Source organism: Halomonas rhizosphaerae, assembly GCF_030012485.1.
GTDB classification, from domain to species: Bacteria; Pseudomonadota; Gammaproteobacteria; order Pseudomonadales; family Halomonadaceae; genus Halomonas; species Halomonas rhizosphaerae.
The window spans coordinates 215,276-230,900 of sequence record NZ_JASCQQ010000039.1; the positions used below are offsets into that span (position 1 = coordinate 215,276).

A 15,625-nucleotide genomic window follows, 5' to 3' on the forward strand; every position below is an offset into this window, starting at 1 on the left:
CATGCGTGTATGGATGTAAATATTAGGACGCTAAGCATCATTCCCGGGGACGGGGCGGCTCACCGATCTCCATGGCCCCATCGGTCGGATCGCGCTCTTCCGGCAGGGTGAAGGAGACGCTGCCGCCGTCCAGCCAGGCGTTGACCTCCTCCACGGCCGGCACGTCCAGGGTCCCCGACTGCTGGCGCAGGCTGAGCAGGTTGATCACGTAGTCGTAGCGGGCGCTGGCATGGTCGGCGACGGCATTGAAGAAATTCTGTTCGGCGTTGAGCACATCGACGATGTTGCGGGTGCCCACCTCGTACCCGGCGCGGGTGGCGTCCAGGGCGCTCTGGTTGGAGACGATCGCCTGGGCCCGGGCCTCCACCGTGGAGACGTCGTTGCTGACCTGGGTGAAGCGTGACCGGACCTGCTGGACGGTATCGCGGCGCTGGGCCTCGAAGTCGTACTGGCTGGCCTCCAGCCGATAGGTGTTCTGGCGGATGCTCGCCTGGGTACGGCCGCCGGTAAAGAGCGGCAGGCTGGCGCGCAGGCCGACCTGGCTGGCGGAGTTGTGTCCCTCCACGCCGTCCCGGTCGTCGTCGGCATAATTGTAGTTGGCGAAGGCGTCGACCGTCGGCAGGCGCTGGGCGCGGGCGATCTCGACGCTACTGCGCGAGACCTCGACGCCGGCCTCGCTGGCCAGGACCAGGGGGTTGTTCTCCATGGCCAGCTCGACCCATTGGCCGCGGTCGTCCGGGGTGGGCGACTGGATGGGCATTTCCTCCCCCAGCGCGTCGATGCTGGAATAGCGCTGGCCGGTCAGTCGCTCCAGGACCTCGAAGCGCACCTGCAGGTCGCTCTCGGCAGCGATGCGGACCGCCCGCGCCTGGTCGAAGGCCGCCTTGGCCTCCTCCACCTCGGTGATGGCGATCAGCCCCACCTCGAACTGCTCGCGGGCCTGCTCCAGCTGGCGGCCGATGGCCCGCTCCTGGGCGCGCCGCGCCTCCAGCACCTCGTAGGCCCGCAGGATCTCGAAGTAGGCCGAGGAGACGTCGATCAGCACCTGCTGCTCGGTGGCGGCCAGCTGGTAGGTCTGCTGGTCGATCTGGCGCTCGGCCTGCTCGACCTCGCGGGCGTTGCGGGCATCGAAGAGCGCCTGGGTGGCCTCCAGCGTCAGGCCGGCACTGTTGTAGTTGTCGTCACCGCCTCCCGTGCCTCCTGCCGGAAAACCGCCTGTCTGTGTCTGAGATTCATACTGACGGTTATGAGATACGTCCGCCGAGGTATTGACCTGCGGAAGTAAGTCAGCCCGTTCCACGGCCCGCCCCGCCTCGACGCTGCCGGTCTGTGACCGGGCCGAGGCCAGCTCGGCATTGTTCTCCAGGGCGTCCCGGGTGATGGTCAACAGGTCGGCCGCCTGCAGGGGCGCGGCGAAGGCCGACGCGATCAGTGCCGGCAGCAGGGCACGACGAAGGGTGCGGTGACGGGTCATCGGGTCATCCTCGATTTGTACGGACAGTTTTACATACATTGTCGCATGTTTCGGTGGTGAATCCACTGCCGAGCCGTCGGGAAATGTGCATCCTTGCCGAAAGTCCCGGAAAATTCCGCTATGCTGCCATGCAGCATAGCCCACTGAGGGAGAACGCCCATGGACGCTCTGGAACTCGTCAGGGTGCGGGAGTTGGAGGTCGCCGTGCGCATCTGGCACCCCGCGGCACCGCGTACCGTCATCGCCTGGCACGGCCTGGCCCGCCACGGCGGGGACTTCGAGGACTTCGCCCGCGTGCTGGGCCCCGGCTGGCGGGTCCTGGCCCCGGACACCCCCGGGCGCGGCCTGTCGAGCTGGTCGCTCTACCCCGCCCACGACTATCTCTACGCCCACTACATGAAGGTAGCAGTGGCGGTGCTCGACCACTTCGACCTCGCACAGGTCCCCTGGGTGGGCACCTCCATGGGCGGGCTGATCGGCATGTTGATGGCCGCCGAGCCCGAGACGGCATCGCGCATCGAGCGGCTGGTGCTCAACGACGTGGGCCCGGAGCTCGACCCCGAGGGCCTGGCGAGCCTGGCAAAGTACTTCGGCGTGCCCCACCGCTTCTGTCGCTTCGGCGAGCTCGAGGCCGAGCTCAGGCGCCACTACACCGGCTTCGGTATCGAGGGCGACGACGCCTGGCGGCGCCTCGCCCTGAACAGCGCGCGGCGGCTGCCGGACGGCAGCTGGACCTACCACTACGATCCGCGCATCGGCGAGCAATTCGTCCATGACACTCCCCGTGACACCTGGTCCGACTGGGCGGCGATCCGCTGCCCGCTGATGGTCGTCCGCGGCGAGTCCTCGCCCCTGCTCAAGGCCGAGAGCGTGACCCGCATGGCCAAGGCGCAGCCCGGCCTGGTCAGCCTCGAGGTACCCGGTTGCGGACACGCCCCGATGCTCGACCGGACGAGCCAGGTCCGCCCCATCGCCGACTTCCTCGACCGGCCGCGCCGCCGCGTCCTGCCTGGCGCCGCCGGCGGCGCCCTGGCCTGGTGGCAGCGCGGCCTGCGCTGGCTGAAGGGGGCCGGCGCAGGTTGAACTAATGTAAAGGCACGCGGGCTGATACCATCGGCCACCATGACTCGCCTGAGATGCCTTCGCCCATGACCGAGCCGGGCCACATCGACCAGCAGGACGGCCGCCTGGCCATTGCCGGCGACTGGACCCTGGTGCACTACGCGACCCTTAAGAACCAGGTCGAGCGCCTGGCGCAGGCCCGCGAGCCGTCCCCCGAGGGGGTCGACCTCGAGCGGCTCGCCGCCCTGGATACCGCCGGTGCCGTCCTGCTGATGGAGCTGGTCGGCGCCGGGCCGCTCGCCGCGATCGACGACTGGGCCCCCGACCTGCCGGCGACGCGCCGCGCCCTGCTGCGCACCCTGGGCGAGGCCATGGCGGACAATCGGCCGCCCCCGGCGCGCCCCGCCCGACCGCTGAGGGACACCCTGGCGCGGACCGGCCAGATCGTCGAGGGGCTCTGGCAGCAGCAGCGCCAGCTGCTCGGCTTCATCGGCCAGGTGCTCGCCACCCTCGCCGCCACCGCCTGGCGGCCGAGCCGCTGGCGCCTCACCTCGATGGTGGCCCAGCTGCACCAGACGGGCCTCAATGCCCTGCCCATCGTCGCCCTGCTGACCTTCCTGGTGGGCGCCGTGGTGGCCTTCCTCGGCGCCACGGTGCTGCGCGATTTCGGCGCCACCATCTACACGGTCAACCTGGTCGCCTACGCCTTCCTTCGCGAGTTCGGGGTGCTGCTCGCCGCCATCCTGCTCGCCGGTCACACCGCCAGCGCCTTCACGGCCCAGCTCGGCGCCATGAAGGCCAACGAGGAGCTCGATGCCGTGCGCACCCTCGGCCTCGACCCCATCGAGCTGCTGGTGCTGCCGCGGGTACTGGCGATGATGCTGACCCTGCCGATCCTCACCTTCGTGGGCATGCTGAGCGGCATCCTCGGCGGGGCCCTGGTCTGCCTCGTGGCGCTCGACATCTCGCTCGTCCAGTTCCTGGCCATCCTGCAGCGCGACATCCCGCTCAACCACTTCCTGGTGGGCCTTTCCAAGGCGCCGCTGTTCGCCTTCCTGGTCGCGGTGATCGGCTGCCTGGAGGGCTTCAAGGTCAGCGGCAGCGCCCAGTCGGTGGGCGAGCACACCACCTCGAGCGTGGTGCAGTCGATCTTCGTGGTGATCCTGCTGGATGCGGTGGCGGCGCTGTTCTTCATGGAGATGGGCTGGTGAGCGCGGCACGGGCCTCGAGGAACGACGCGCCGCTGATCCGGGTCCGCGGACTGACCAACCGCTTCGGTGAACACAGCGTCCACGAGGACCTGGATATCGACCTCTACCCGGGCGAGATTCTCGGCGTGGTCGGTGGCTCGGGCACCGGCAAGTCGGTCCTGCTGCGTAGCATCGTCGGCCTGCTGCGGCCCAGCGCGGGGCACATCGAGGTGTTCGGCGAGGACCTGCTGGGCCTCTCCGCCCGGGACCGCTCACGGGTGGAGCGCCGCTTCGGGGTGCTCTTCCAGCGCGGGGCGCTGTTCACCTCGCTGACCCTGCAGGAGAACGTCGCCCTGCCGTTGATCGAGCACATCGGGCTCTCCCGCGCCGACGCCGAGGGCCTGGCCCGGGTCAAGCTGGCACTCGCCGGCCTGCCCGGGGAGGCCGCGATCAAGTATCCCGCCGAGCTCTCGGGTGGCATGATCAAGCGGGCCGCCCTGGCGCGCGCCCTGGCGCTAGACCCGGAGGTGCTGTTCCTGGACGAGCCGACGGCGGGCCTGGACCCGATCGGCGCGGCGGCATTCGACCGCCTGATCCTGACCCTGCGCGACGCCCTGGGCCTGAGTGTCTTCCTGGTGACCCACGACCTGGACACCCTCTATACCGCCTGCGACCGGGTGGCCGTGCTGTCGCGAGGCCGAGTGCTGGTCGCCGATCGCCTCGACGTCGTCGCGGCCACCGACGATGAGTGGATCCACGACTATTTCCATGGCCCCCGAGGCCGCGCCGCCCAGGCGGCGGCCCACCCGGTGGAGGAGCCCTGACGATGGAACCCCGCGCCCACCATGTACTGATCGGGCTGTTCACGGTGATCACCCTGGGCAGCGCCCTGCTGTTCGCCCTCTGGCTCGGCAAGTCCAGCGTCGACCGCGACTATGCCTGGTACGAGATCGGCTTCAACCGAGCCGTCAGCGGCCTGTCCGAGGGCAATGCGGTCCAGTACAGCGGCATCGAGGTCGGGGATGTGGTCAGGCTGCGCCTCGACCCCCGGGACCCGCGCCAGGTCCGGGCACTGATACGCGTCTACAGCGATGTCCCGATCAAGCAGGACACCCGCGCCAGCCTGGCGCTGGCCAACATCACCGGCACCATGAACATCCAGCTCTCCGGCGGTACCCCGCAGAGCCCCCGCCTGCAGGGCGACCGCGACGATCCCCCGCTGATCCAGGCCGAGCCCTCGCCGCTGAGCTCGCTGCTCTCCAACAGCGAGGAGCTCTTCGCCCAGGTGGACCGGTTGCTGACCAACGCCAACCGGCTGCTCTCCGAGGAGAATGCCGAAAGCCTGACGCGCACCCTGGACAACCTGGAGGTCGTCTCGGGGGCACTGGTCGACCAGCGCCATGCCCTCGGCGAGGCCATGGCGCGCTTCGGCGAGGCCGGCGAACGGATCGAGGCCTCCCTGCAGGGCTTCAGCCGCCTGGGCGAGACGGCCGACGAGCTGCTCGACGAGGAGGGGCGCGCGACCCTGCAGAGTGCCCAACGCGCCATGCAGTCGCTGGAGTCCACCACCGCCCGGCTGGACGGGCTGACGGCACGTCACGAGGGCTCCCTGGCACGAGGCCTGCAGGGCGTGGGCGAGCTCGACCCGGCCATGCGCGAACTGCACGCCGCGCTGCGTGCCCTGAACCGGTTGGTGCGACGCCTCGAGGAAAACCCGGCCGATGCCCTGCTGGGTCGCGACGAGATCCAGGAGTTCACCCCATGAACCTGCCCGCCATGTCTCGACGTCCCCTGTCTCGACACCCCATTCCACGCCTCGCCATGGCACTGCCGGCCCTGCTGATGGCAGTGCTGATCGCGGGCTGCAGCCTGCTCCCCGAGCAGGAGCCGGTGCGCCTCTTCACGCTGCCCGAACCGTCGCTGTCGGAGTCTGATGAGGCCACCCGCGACCTCACCCTGCGCCTCGACACCCCCAGCGCCGGGGCGCCCCTGGATGGCCGACGCCTGCTGGTCATGCCCTCCCCCGGGGAGTTCCAGGCCTATGCGGGGGCACGCTGGAGCGACGATGCCCCGCGGCTGTTGCGCGACCACCTGATCGCGGCCTTCCGCCGCGACGGCCGCCTGGCCGCCGTGGTGGACGACGCCAGCCGGGCGCGCAGCGACGCCACCCTGGCGAGCCACCTGGGGGTCTTCCACAGCCGCTACCGCGAGGGCGCGCCCGAGGTGGTGCTGCGCCTCGAGGTACAACTGCTCGACGAGGCCAGCCGCGAGGTGCTGGCCAGCCGCCGGTTCGAGGCGGTGGTGGCAAGCGATGACGACGGCGTCGACGCCGTGGTCGCGGCCTTCGGTCGCGCCGCCGACCGGGTTGCCTTCGAGCTGGTCGACTGGACCCTGGCAAGGATGGCCAGCGGCTCGCCCTGAAAGGCCATGGGCCTCAGGATGCCCGGTAGTCGCGGGGGTCGATCCGCCACGCCTTGAGGCGCGAACGCAGGGTCGTCGGCTTGAGGCCCAGCAGCTCGGCGGCCCCGCCCTGACCCGACACCTTGCCCGCGCAGGCGCGCAGGGCCGCCACCGCACTCGCGCGCTGACGGCGGAGGAGCTCAGGCTCGGTAAGCAGCGTTGCCTCGTTCTCCTCCGCCAGGGGTCCCGACACGCTGGCCTCCTCCCCCTCAGGCGCGACCGGCACCGCCGCGTCTGGTGCCAGCAGGTCGTCGAAGGCCAGCCGCTGCCCCTGGGCAACGATGACCTGTCGCTCGATCACGTTCTCCAACTCGCGAATGTTGCCCGGCCAGGGATAGCGCTTGAGCACCTCCAACTGGGCGGGCGGAAGACGCACCCCCGGCTTGTTGAACTTCTGGCAGGCGCGCACCAGGAAGTGCCGCGCCAGCAGGGGCACGTCCTCGGCGCGTTCGCGCAACGGCACCGAGACGATGGGAAAGACATTGAGTCGGAAGTAGAGGTCCTCGCGAAATGCCCCCGCCTCGACCATCTCGCGCAGCTCGCGGTTGGTGGCCGCGATCACCCGCACATCGACCTCGCGGGTGCGATTCTCGCCCACCCGCTCGAACTGCTGGTCCTGCAGCACCCGCAGAAGCTTGCTCTGCAGTTCCAGCGGGATCTCGCCCACCTCGTCGAGAAACAGCGTGCCGCCATCGGCCAGTTCGAAGCGCCCGGGGCGGTCGCTCACCGCGCCGGTGAAGGCCCCCTTCACATGTCCGAAGAACTCGCTCTCGAACAGGTCGCGGGGAATCGCCGCACAGTGGACGCGAATCAGCGGACGATCGCTGCGCGTGCCGCCGGCATGGATGGCGCGGGCGATCAGCTCCTTGCCGGTGCCCGATTCGCCGCTGACCAGCACATTGGCATCGGTGGGCGCCACCAGCGCGATCTGCTGTATCAGGTGGGACACGGCGGCACTCTCGCCGACGATCTCCCGGTGGTTCAGCTCCGCCTTGATCTCCTCCTGCAGGTACTGGTTCTCGAGCTCGAGCCGCCGCTTGAGCGACCCCACCTCGGCCAGCGCATCACGCAGCTGCTGTTCGGCCCGCTTGCGTTCGCGGATATCGCGAAACAGCACCACCGCGCCCACCAGGCGCCCCATCTCGAAGATCGGCGTGCTGGTGTACTCCACCGGGATCGCCTCGCCGTTCTTGTGCCAGAACACCTCGTCGTCGACGCGATGCACCTGGCCATCGCTGAACGAGGCATGAATCGGGCACTGCTGTACCGGAAAGTGGCTGCCGTCGGCCTGGGTGTGGTGAAACAGCTGGTGGGCACCGTGGCCGACCATATCCTCGCTGCTCCAGCCGAGGATACGCTCGGCCGCGGGATTGACGAAGGTGGTACGGCCCTCGGCATCCAGGCCGTAGATGCCCTCGCCCGCCGCGCCAAGGATCAGCTGGTTCTGGCGCTCGATACGCTCGAAGACCTGCTCGACACGCTCCCACCCCACCTGGCCGCGGCGATGCTGGCGGCGCAGCTCGGCCCGGGCGCGTCGCTGCTCCGCCTTCTGGCGGTCGACCAGGGTCAGCAGCAGCAGCCCCTCGTCGAGGACCTGGGCCTGCACCTCCACATGGCGAGGCTGACGCTTGAGGTCGAGGAGCACCAGGTCATCCGACCAGGCCGACGAGCGGCTCAGCGCCTCGTCGGTGAAGCAGACCCACAGCGGCAGGGTCGCCCCCAGGAAATGACTGAAGGGGCGCTCGACCAGCGCGGGCGCCGCGTCCCCCAGCAGGCGGCTGGCGGCCTCGTTGGCCGAGATCAGCCGGTCGGCCACGGGGTCGACCACCACCAGCGCCTGGGGCGCGCGGGCAAAGACCTGCTGGGACAACGGCAGTGCGGCGACGGCGGTGGCAGGCATGCAGAGCTCCTCGGCAAGCGATGTCCCTGCACATACAAGCGCCGGGCCAATGACGAAAAATCGTCATTCTTTCAACGAGATCTCGTGATTGACGAGATCTCGTCACGGGCGGGCCGGACGAGCTTGACTCGCAGCGCAACAAACAACCTTCTGACTCTTATCGTTTTTTTCCATCACGCCTCGTGATGGCACGTGCTTCGCAGTGTTCTGGGAGAACACACCCGCCGCGCCAGGCATGCACCACCCTGGCGCATGCGCCTCCTTCCACAGCACGAGCGACGTGACATGACCATGAACAACGATCACAACAGTCTGGGTAACCCCTTCGACCACCGCCAATCGCTGATCCATGGACGGCACTGCGACTGCCAGGCGTGCTCCGATGACGCACGGGCACCCGCCTCCCCGCACCATCACGACGATTCGCCGCAGGTGACGGCCCCCGTGGCCCGAGCCACGCCACAGGGCCAGGAGGCGATGCTGGACCGCATGGTGGAGAGCGCGCTGGTGCGGGGAATGTTCGGCCACAGCGACATGCATCGCCGCCAGTTCATGAAGCTGGTGGGCGGCGGCACCGTGGCCGCGGCCCTGGCGACGCTGCTGCCGATGGACGCCATCAAGGCCGCCGTGAAGGAGGACCTGGGACCGCTGGAGAAGACCCGCCTCGATGTCGGCTTCGTGCCGATCACCTGCGCCACACCGATCATCATGGCCCACCCCATGGGCTTCTACGAGCGCTACGGCCTGGATGTCTCGGTGATCAAGACCGCCGGCTGGGCGGTGGCCCGCGACAAGTCACTCAACCGCGAATACGACGCCGCCCACATGCTGACGCCGATGCCGCTGGCGATGACGCTGGGCGCCGGCTCCAATCCCGAGCCCTTCATCATGCCGGCGGTGGAGAACATCAACGGCCAGGCGATCGTGCTGCACAACGACCACCAGGACAAGCGCGACCCCCGGCAGTGGAAGGACTTCACCTTCGGCGTGCCCTTCGAGTACTCGATGCACAACTTCCTGCTGCGCTACTACGTCGCCGAGCATGGCCTGGACCCCGACCAGGACATCCAGATCCGGGTGATCCCGCCCCCCGAGATGGTCGCCAACCTGCGCGCCGGCAACATCGACGGCTTCCTGTCGCCGGACCCCTTCAACCAGCGCGCGGTGTTCGAGCGAATCGGCTTCATCCACCTGCTCACCAAGGAGATCTGGGACGGCCACCCCTGCTGCGCCTTCGCCACCAGCCAGCGCTTCGCCACCGAGAACCCCAACACCTACGGCGCGCTGCTGCGGGCGATCATCGATGCCACCCAGTACTCCTCCAACCCCGAGAACCGCTCGGAGATTGCCGAGGCCATCGCCCCCACCAACTACCTGAACCAGCCGGTCACGGTGATCGAGCAGGTCCTCACCGGACGCTACGCCGATGGCCTGGGTGGCGTGCAGAACGTCCCTGACCGCATCGACTTCGATCCCTTCCCCTGGCACTCCATGGCGGTGTGGATCCTCACCCAGATGAAGCGCTGGGGCTATATCGAGGGCGATGTGGACTACCAGCAGGTGGCGCGCGACGTCTACCTGGCCACCGATGCCGAGAAGGTCATGCGCGAACTGGGCTACGAGACGCCCGGGGAAACCTCGCGCAACTACCAAATCATGGGCAAGACCTTCGACTACACCCAGCCCGAAGCCTATGTCGAGAGCTTCGCGATCCGGAGGAGCTGACATGGACCGCACGACCACCGAGTGGAAGTTCAGCCTCAACCTGCGCGCCGGCATCCTCGCCGTGGTCATGCTGGCCGTGCTGCTGGGGCTCTGGGAGGGGCTCAACCATGTGCCTGCGCTGGGCGGCGGCGGGGCCGAACTCAGCGAATACGAGAAGCTGATGGGCGGGGCCGACGAGACCGCCAAGGTACCGCCGCCCTCCGAGATCCTCACGCGGGCCTGGGAGGAGCTCTCCAACCCCTTCTACGATGCCGGCCCCAACGACAAGGGCATCGGCATTCAGCTGGGCTACTCGCTCTACCGGGTGCTGACCGGCTACCTGCTGGCCGCGGTGATCGCCATCCCGATCGGCTTTCTGATCGGCATGTCGCCGCTGATGTACAAGGCGCTCAACCCCTACATCCAGGTGCTGCGCCCGATCTCGCCGCTGGCCTGGATGCCGCTGGCGCTGTTCATCATCCGCGACTCCGAGGCCTCGGCGATCTTCGTGATCTTCATCTGCTCGATCTGGCCGATGCTGCTCAATACCGCCTTCGGCGTGGCGGGGGTCAGGCAGGACTGGGTCAACGTGGCCCGCACCCACGAGCTATCGCCGCTGAAGACCGCCTTCAAGGTGATCCTGCCCGCCGCGGCCCCGACCATCCTCACCGGCATGCGCATCTCCATCGGCATCGCCTGGCTGGTGATCGTGGCCGCCGAGATGCTCGTGGGCGGTACCGGCATCGGCTACTACGTGTGGAACGAGTGGAACAACCTCGACCTGACCAGCGTGATCTTCTCGATCCTGATGATCGGCGTGGTGGGCATGCTGCTCGACCTGGCGCTGTCGTCCATCGCCCGACTGGTCACCTATCAGGAGTAATCCCATGACCCATGCCTTCGTGGAAGTCCAGCAAGCCGCCAAGCGCTTCCCCGGTGCCAAGGGGGAAGAGGCGCTCACGGTATTCGAGAACGTCAGCTTCCAGCTCGACAAGGGGGAGTTCGTCTGCATCATCGGCCACTCCGGCTGCGGCAAGTCGACCATCATGAACGCCCTGGCCGGGCTCGACAGCCTGAGCGACGGCGCGATGATCATGGATGGCCGCGAGATCAACGGTCCGAGCCTGGAGCGTGGCGTGGTATTCCAGAACTACAGCCTGCTGCCGTGGCTCACCGCGCTGGAGAACGTGAGGTTCGGGGTGCGCGCCCGCTGGAGGGCGTGGGACGAGTCCCGGGTCACCGAGCACAGCCTCGCCTACCTGGAGATGGTCGGGCTGGCGGACGTGGTCGACCGCAAGCCCGCCCAGCTCTCGGGCGGTATGCGCCAGCGCGTGAGCATCGCCCGGGCCTTTGCCACCAAGCCGGAACTGCTGCTGCTCGACGAGCCCTTCGGGGCACTGGATGCCCTCACCCGCGGGGTGATCCAGGACGAACTGGTCAAGATCTGGGGCCAGGATCGCCAGACGGTGTTCATGATCACCCACGACGTGGACGAGGCGATCCTGCTGGCCGACCGCATCCTGCTGATGACCAACGGCCCCCAGGCGCGCATCGCCGAGGCCGTGGAGATCGACCTGCCCCGCCCCCGCTCGCGTGCCGAGATCGTCAAGCACCCGCACTACTACAGAATCCGCAACTACCTGGTCGATTTCCTGGTGAATCGCTCGGGTGAGCTGCGCACCGCCGACCTCGACCGGCGCGGCCTGCATTATCCGCGAGCGGTCAACCCGGTCGACGAACGGGACGGGGAGCCCGACGCCTCCGCTACCACCAACGCGGATGCCCCGTCATCCCGCACTCCCGCCAGCAAGCTGGCCACCATCACCCTCAAGGAGACTCATCATGGATAAGCTCGAGATGCGCCACACCCTGCTCGCCGCCAAGGCTCGCAAGAAGATGAGCTGGGACGACATCGCCTCCGCCGTCGGCATGTCACCGGTGTGGGTGGCGTCCGCCTGCTACGGCATGAACAGTGCCAGCCACGCGGTCGCCCACAAGCTGTGCGACGTGCTGGGTGTCGATGCCGAGGCCGCCGAGGCGCTGACGACTTTCCCGACCAAGGCCTGGGACGAGGCAATTCCCCAGGACCCCTTTATCTACCGCCTCTACGAGGTGGTGGGCGTCTATGGCGAGACCCTCAAGGACGTGGTCCAGGAGAGGTTCGGCGACGGCATCATGAGCGCCATCGACTTCACCATGGAGGTCGACAAGGTCGAGGACCCCAAGGGCGACCGCGTGCTGCTGACCCTGAGCGGGAAGTTCCTGCCCTACAAGGCCTGGTAGGCTTCCAGCCGCGATACTGCCCGGTCGACCGCGCCACGATAGCCTCCGCCGAACAGCAGCAGGTGGTTGAGCAGGGGGTAGAGCTGGAAGAGTGTCTCGCGCCCCGGCCAGTCGGCCGGGGCGCCACCGTTCCAGTAGGCCTCGAAGAAGGCCTCCCCGGGTGAGCCGAACAGCGTCAGCATGGCGAGATCCACCTCCGGGTAGTGGCGATAGACCGCGGGGTCGATGAGCGCCGGCCCCTGCGGGGTGTAGAGCACGTTGCCCGACCACAGGTCGCCATGCACCAGGCTCGCCGGGGCATCCGGCAGCCAGGCCTCCAGGCCATGGGCGATGGCCTCGATACGAGCGCGCAGCCGACTCTCCATCAGCCCTCGCGCCTGGCAGGCATCAACCAGGGGCAGCAGGCGGCGATCGCGCTGGAAGGCGCGGCCGTCGGGCAGCGGGGCATTGGGTTGGGGCGTACGCCCGCAGGCATTGTCCCGCGGCCAGCCGTGGGCGTCGCCGGTCTCCGCATGGAGCCGGCGCAGCCCCTCGCCGAGACTCGCCTCGTCACCGGGGGAGCGCCCCGGCGTCAATGCCTCCATGACCAGATAGCCCCCCGCCTCGCCCAGCACCTCGGGCACGATCAGCCCGCTGCGAGCCTCGCGCAGCGCCCGCAGGCCCTCGGCCTCGCCGGCCAGCCGCTCGGGGTCGTCGCGCTTGACCACCACCTCGCCCTGGTCGGTCGCCAGGCGGAAGACCTCGGCAATATCGCCGCCTCCCAATGGCTGCGTCTCGCCCCTTGGCGTCAGTCCGGCATCCGACAGCAGGGAGGCGAGGGTCTCGTCGATCGACATGAGGCAAGGCTCCCTTGATTCAATGCCATGAGGGTCGCCAGTCCATAGAAGACTGTCAAAACCGGGACGAAAAAAGACCGCCCGGAGGCGGCCAGAAGGGGCATTCAAGCAAGGAACAGGGTGTAGACCCGATCGGGATGCCGGGATCACTCGGGCATCAGCACGCCGTCGATCACGTGGATGACGCCGTTGCTGGCCTCGATGTCGGCCTGGACCACGGTGGCATCATTGATCATCACACTACCGTCCATGGTGGTGATGGTGATGTCCTGGCCCTGCACGGTGGTGGCGCTGTCGGCCGCCATGGCGTCCTCCGCCATGATCTTGCCGGGCACCACGTGGTAGGTGAGGATCGCCTGCAGCTGCTCCTGGTTCTCCGGCTCGAGCAGGGACTCCACGGTGCCATCCGGCAGGGCGGCGAAGGCCTCGTCGGTCGGGGCGAAGACGGTGAAGGGTCCCTCGCCCTTGAGGGTCTCGACCAGGCCAGCCGCCTCAACTGCGGCCACCAGGGTCTCGAACTGGCCCGCACCCGCCGCGGTGTCGACGATGTCCTTCTTCATGCCGTGGTTGTCGGCCTGCACGCCGCCGGCGAGCATAAGGCCCAGCACGCCGGCGCCGATGAACTGGGAAACAGGAGTGGTGAAGGTCTTCATGGGGCACTCTTCCTCTTTGGCTGACCCCGGACGCGTCGCGACCGGTGGGTTTCGTGGCTTCAGGTCGGTGGCCATCCTCGGCTTCAACCTATACACAACTTAGTCACTGTATAGCTATTGGACAAGTATTATTTTTCCCATCGCCCCAGGGCAACCGACCTCCTGCTCGTGAGCAGGAAGAGGCGCGGCACGGCTGACGCCAGCGCCGTGATATGGCACAAAGGAAGGACATTCATCCAGGCCAGAGGAGTAGAGACCATGTACAAGTTGGCGTTCTTCGTGCCCGTCGCGGACGCCGAGGCTGTCAAGGAAGCCCTCTTCGCCACGGGGGCCGGGCGCATCGGCGACTACGAGGCCTGCTGCTTCCAGACGCAGGGCATGGGACAGTTCCGGCCGCTGGAGGGCGCCGACCCGCACATCGGGCGGGTCGGCGACCTGGAGCAGGTGGAGGAGCTGAAGGTGGAACTGGTCTGCGAGGATGCGCTGATCGGTGAGGCGGTGGCCGCCCTAACGGCAGCCCATCCCTACGAGGAGCCGGCCTTCGACGTCTGGCGGCTGGCGGACTTGTGATCGCCCCGGTCGATATAGCGCCGGATCGCCGCACGCGGCCCCCGGGCCTCGATCACTTCCAGCCAGACGGCGAAGGCCGTCCGCAGCCGGGGCGACTCGGCCAGGTCGTGGAACACCTCCCGGATCCCCAGGAAGGCCCAGGGCGACTTGGCGGATTCCCGTGCCCCCGCCCTCAGGCGTGACGACAGGGGGTCGGCGAGCGGCGACATTCCCGGGGTGTCGTCGGCCACTCGGCAATAGTGGCACCACAGCGACAGCTCGAGGGCCAGGCCCTCCACGGGCAGGCCACGGCCAAGAGCGTCGCGAAGCGCTGGCAGGATGAACTTGGGCTGTCGCGCCGAGCCGCTGGCACAGAGCCGCGAGATGGTGTCGCCAATCTCGGGATTGGCCAGGCGCTCCATGATCCGCGCGCGATAGGCATCATAGTCCAGGCCCTCGACCGGCCTGAGCACGGGCAGGATCTCGCGCTCCTGAAGCGCGCCCAGCCAGTCGCGGATGTCCGGGTCGCCCATGGCAGCGTGCACTTGTCGGTAGCCCAGCAGGGCCGCGACATAGGCGATGCTGGCGTGACCGGCGTTGAGGAGCCTCAGCTTCATCGTCTCGTGACCCGAGACCTCGTGGACGAACTCGACGCCGACTCGCTCCAGCGGTGGGCGACCGGCGCAGAACCGGTCCTCCACCACCCACTGGCGAAAGGGCTCGCATACCACCGGGGCGGCATCCTCGATGCCGAAGCGGCGGCTGACCAGCTCGCGCTCGCGGGCGGTGGTGCGCGGCGTGATGCAGTCGACCATGGCGTTGGGGAAGCTCACCTCGCGCCGAATCCAGGCGGCAAGGTCGCGGTCGACCCGCTCGGCGAGGCCGACCACAACGCTGCGCGTGACCGCGCCGTTGCCGGGCAGGTTGTCGCAGGAGAGCACCGTGAAGGGCCCAAGCCCCCTGGCCCGACGCTCGGCCAGCGCCTTGACCAGCATGCCGAAGAGGGTGCCGGGGCGTCGCAGGTCGGCGGCATCGGCGAGGACCCGCGGATGGGCCGCATCGAACCGCCCGGTGGCAGGATCGAGGAAGTAGCCGCCCTCGGTGATGGTCAGCGAGACGATGCGCACACCGGGGTCGACCAGGGCCCTGACGATGGCCGACGAGGCCACCGGCACGAAATCGACCATGGCGCCAACCACCCGGGCCGAGCTCCCCTCGGGGTCGAGGTCGACCACGGTGGAGAGCCAGTCCTGGGCGCGCAGGCGCCGGCGCATCCGCGCATCGGCCGGCATCACGCCGGCGCCGATCACCGCCCAGTCATGGGCCTCGCCCTGCGCGAAGAGGCGGTCCAGGTAGGTCGCCATGTGCGAGCGATGGAAGTTGCCCAGCCCGATGTGCAGGACCCCGGGGCGCAGTTGGCGACGGTCATAGCTCGGCACCCCGACGTCCTGGCCGAGGGCGGCAAGGGTCTGCTGCGAGAGTGGCAGCGCCATGGGATCTCCTCCTGACCCTGC

Annotated in this window: 15 protein-coding genes; 10 read left to right on the forward strand and 5 right to left on the reverse strand. The window is 68.4% G+C overall.

Going from position 1 to position 15,625, the window contains the following annotated elements; all coding sequences use genetic code 11:
• Positions 1 to 37 precede the first annotated feature (37 nt).
• Positions 38 to 1,474: a TolC family outer membrane protein gene (locus QLQ86_RS19555; protein WP_282735544.1), complete on the reverse strand. Its 1,437-nt coding sequence runs from the start codon at positions 1,472 to 1,474 to the stop codon at positions 38 to 40.
• A 159-nt stretch (positions 1,475 to 1,633) separates the two neighbouring features.
• On the opposite strand from QLQ86_RS19555, the gene QLQ86_RS19560 reads away from it, so the two are divergent.
• The 5 genes from QLQ86_RS19560 (at position 1,634) to QLQ86_RS19580 (ending at position 6,147) form a co-directional block, all read left to right on the forward strand.
• Complete coding sequence (locus QLQ86_RS19560; RefSeq protein ID WP_282818111.1) at positions 1,634 to 2,557, forward strand: alpha/beta fold hydrolase; 924 nt, start codon at positions 1,634 to 1,636, stop codon at positions 2,555 to 2,557.
• 65 nt (positions 2,558 to 2,622) lie between these two features.
• Entirely contained in the window at positions 2,623 to 3,747 is a 1,125-nt protein-coding gene (locus QLQ86_RS19565; RefSeq protein ID WP_282818112.1) for an ABC transporter permease, read from the forward strand.
• Positions 3,744 to 4,550, forward strand: a complete 807-nt coding sequence (locus tag QLQ86_RS19570) for an ABC transporter ATP-binding protein (protein WP_407650125.1) — start codon at positions 3,744 to 3,746, stop codon at positions 4,548 to 4,550. Before QLQ86_RS19565 ends, QLQ86_RS19570 begins: the two co-directional genes overlap by 4 nt.
• 2 nt (positions 4,551 to 4,552) lie before the next feature.
• The gene (locus QLQ86_RS19575; RefSeq protein WP_282818113.1) at positions 4,553 to 5,491 is read left to right on the forward strand and encodes an MlaD family protein; all 939 of its coding nucleotides are present in this window, start codon (positions 4,553 to 4,555) and stop codon (positions 5,489 to 5,491) included.
• On the forward strand, positions 5,488 to 6,147 hold the full coding sequence (locus QLQ86_RS19580) for an ABC-type transport auxiliary lipoprotein family protein (RefSeq protein WP_282818114.1): 660 nt from the start codon (positions 5,488 to 5,490) through the stop codon (positions 6,145 to 6,147). Before QLQ86_RS19575 ends, QLQ86_RS19580 begins: the two co-directional genes overlap by 4 nt.
• A gap of 13 nt (positions 6,148 to 6,160) precedes the next feature.
• Here the strand turns inward: QLQ86_RS19580 and QLQ86_RS19585 are convergent, their stop codons facing one another.
• Positions 6,161 to 8,086, reverse strand: coding sequence for a sigma 54-interacting transcriptional regulator (locus QLQ86_RS19585; protein WP_282818115.1), 1,926 nt, complete (start codon positions 8,084 to 8,086; stop codon positions 6,161 to 6,163).
• Positions 8,087 to 8,371: 285 nt separating this feature from the next.
• Here QLQ86_RS19585 and QLQ86_RS19590 point away from each other — a divergent pair, with 285 nt between their 5' ends.
• From QLQ86_RS19590 to cynS, 4 genes are read left to right on the forward strand one after another with little or no spacing between them, the layout of a single operon-like run.
• Entirely contained in the window at positions 8,372 to 9,811 is a 1,440-nt protein-coding gene (locus QLQ86_RS19590; RefSeq protein WP_282818116.1) for a CmpA/NrtA family ABC transporter substrate-binding protein, read from the forward strand.
• 1 nt (position 9,812) lies between these two features.
• Positions 9,813 to 10,673 (forward strand): nitrate ABC transporter permease, encoded by an 861-nt coding sequence (ntrB, locus tag QLQ86_RS19595; protein WP_282735551.1) that lies wholly within the window; start codon positions 9,813 to 9,815, stop codon positions 10,671 to 10,673.
• Positions 10,674 to 10,677: 4 nt separating this feature from the next.
• The gene (locus QLQ86_RS19600) at positions 10,678 to 11,640 is read left to right on the forward strand and encodes an ABC transporter ATP-binding protein (RefSeq protein WP_282818117.1); all 963 of its coding nucleotides are present in this window, start codon (positions 10,678 to 10,680) and stop codon (positions 11,638 to 11,640) included.
• On the forward strand, positions 11,633 to 12,073 hold the full coding sequence (gene cynS, locus QLQ86_RS19605) for a cyanase (protein ID WP_282735553.1): 441 nt from the start codon (positions 11,633 to 11,635) through the stop codon (positions 12,071 to 12,073). The genes QLQ86_RS19600 and cynS overlap by 8 nt, the downstream gene beginning before the upstream one ends.
• On the opposite strand, the gene QLQ86_RS19610 is transcribed toward cynS, so the two are convergent.
• Positions 12,058 to 12,903 carry a fructosamine kinase family protein gene (locus QLQ86_RS19610; RefSeq protein ID WP_282818205.1) on the reverse strand — a complete coding sequence of 282 codons (846 nt, stop codon included), beginning with the start codon at positions 12,901 to 12,903 and terminating at the stop codon, positions 12,058 to 12,060. The two genes, cynS and QLQ86_RS19610, sit on opposite strands and share 16 nt — an antisense overlap.
• A 152-nt stretch (positions 12,904 to 13,055) precedes the next feature.
• A complete protein-coding gene (locus tag QLQ86_RS19615) occupies positions 13,056 to 13,562 on the reverse strand; it encodes a fasciclin domain-containing protein (RefSeq protein WP_282735554.1) in 507 nt (168 codons plus the stop codon).
• Between the two features lie 258 nt (positions 13,563 to 13,820).
• Between QLQ86_RS19615 and QLQ86_RS19620 the strand changes: the two genes are divergently transcribed.
• On the forward strand, positions 13,821 to 14,132 hold the full coding sequence (locus QLQ86_RS19620) for an NGG1p interacting factor NIF3 (protein WP_282818118.1): 312 nt from the start codon (positions 13,821 to 13,823) through the stop codon (positions 14,130 to 14,132).
• Here QLQ86_RS19620 and QLQ86_RS19625 read toward each other — a convergent pair.
• On the reverse strand, positions 14,087 to 15,604 hold the full coding sequence (locus QLQ86_RS19625; protein WP_282818119.1) for a mannitol dehydrogenase family protein: 1,518 nt from the start codon (positions 15,602 to 15,604) through the stop codon (positions 14,087 to 14,089). The genes QLQ86_RS19620 and QLQ86_RS19625 overlap by 46 nt on opposite strands.
• Positions 15,605 to 15,625: the final 21 nt, after the last annotated feature.

What these genes read in the sequence shown, in the direction of transcription:
- QLQ86_RS19580 (WP_282818114.1), top strand. Translation starts at nt 5,488, where the DNA reads ATGAACCTGCCCGCCATGTCTCGACGTCCCCTGTCTCGACACCCCATT.
- ntrB (WP_282735551.1), top strand. Translation starts at nt 9,813, where the DNA reads ATGGACCGCACGACCACCGAGTGGAAGTTCAGCCTCAACCTGCGCGCC.
- QLQ86_RS19615 (WP_282735554.1), bottom strand. Translation starts at nt 13,562, where the DNA reads ATGAAGACCTTCACCACTCCTGTTTCCCAGTTCATCGGCGCCGGCGTG.
- QLQ86_RS19600 (WP_282818117.1), top strand. Translation starts at nt 10,678, where the DNA reads ATGACCCATGCCTTCGTGGAAGTCCAGCAAGCCGCCAAGCGCTTCCCC.
- QLQ86_RS19625 (WP_282818119.1), bottom strand. Translation starts at nt 15,604, where the DNA reads ATGGCGCTGCCACTCTCGCAGCAGACCCTTGCCGCCCTCGGCCAGGAC.
- QLQ86_RS19620 (WP_282818118.1), top strand. Translation starts at nt 13,821, where the DNA reads ATGTACAAGTTGGCGTTCTTCGTGCCCGTCGCGGACGCCGAGGCTGTC.
- QLQ86_RS19555 (WP_282735544.1), bottom strand. Translation starts at nt 1,474, where the DNA reads ATGACCCGTCACCGCACCCTTCGTCGTGCCCTGCTGCCGGCACTGATC.
- QLQ86_RS19585 (WP_282818115.1), bottom strand. Translation starts at nt 8,086, where the DNA reads ATGCCTGCCACCGCCGTCGCCGCACTGCCGTTGTCCCAGCAGGTCTTT.
- cynS (WP_282735553.1), top strand. Translation starts at nt 11,633, where the DNA reads ATGGATAAGCTCGAGATGCGCCACACCCTGCTCGCCGCCAAGGCTCGC.
- QLQ86_RS19560 (WP_282818111.1), top strand. Translation starts at nt 1,634, where the DNA reads ATGGACGCTCTGGAACTCGTCAGGGTGCGGGAGTTGGAGGTCGCCGTG.
- QLQ86_RS19590 (WP_282818116.1), top strand. Translation starts at nt 8,372, where the DNA reads ATGACCATGAACAACGATCACAACAGTCTGGGTAACCCCTTCGACCAC.
- QLQ86_RS19575 (WP_282818113.1), top strand. Translation starts at nt 4,553, where the DNA reads ATGGAACCCCGCGCCCACCATGTACTGATCGGGCTGTTCACGGTGATC.
- QLQ86_RS19565 (WP_282818112.1), top strand. Translation starts at nt 2,623, where the DNA reads ATGACCGAGCCGGGCCACATCGACCAGCAGGACGGCCGCCTGGCCATT.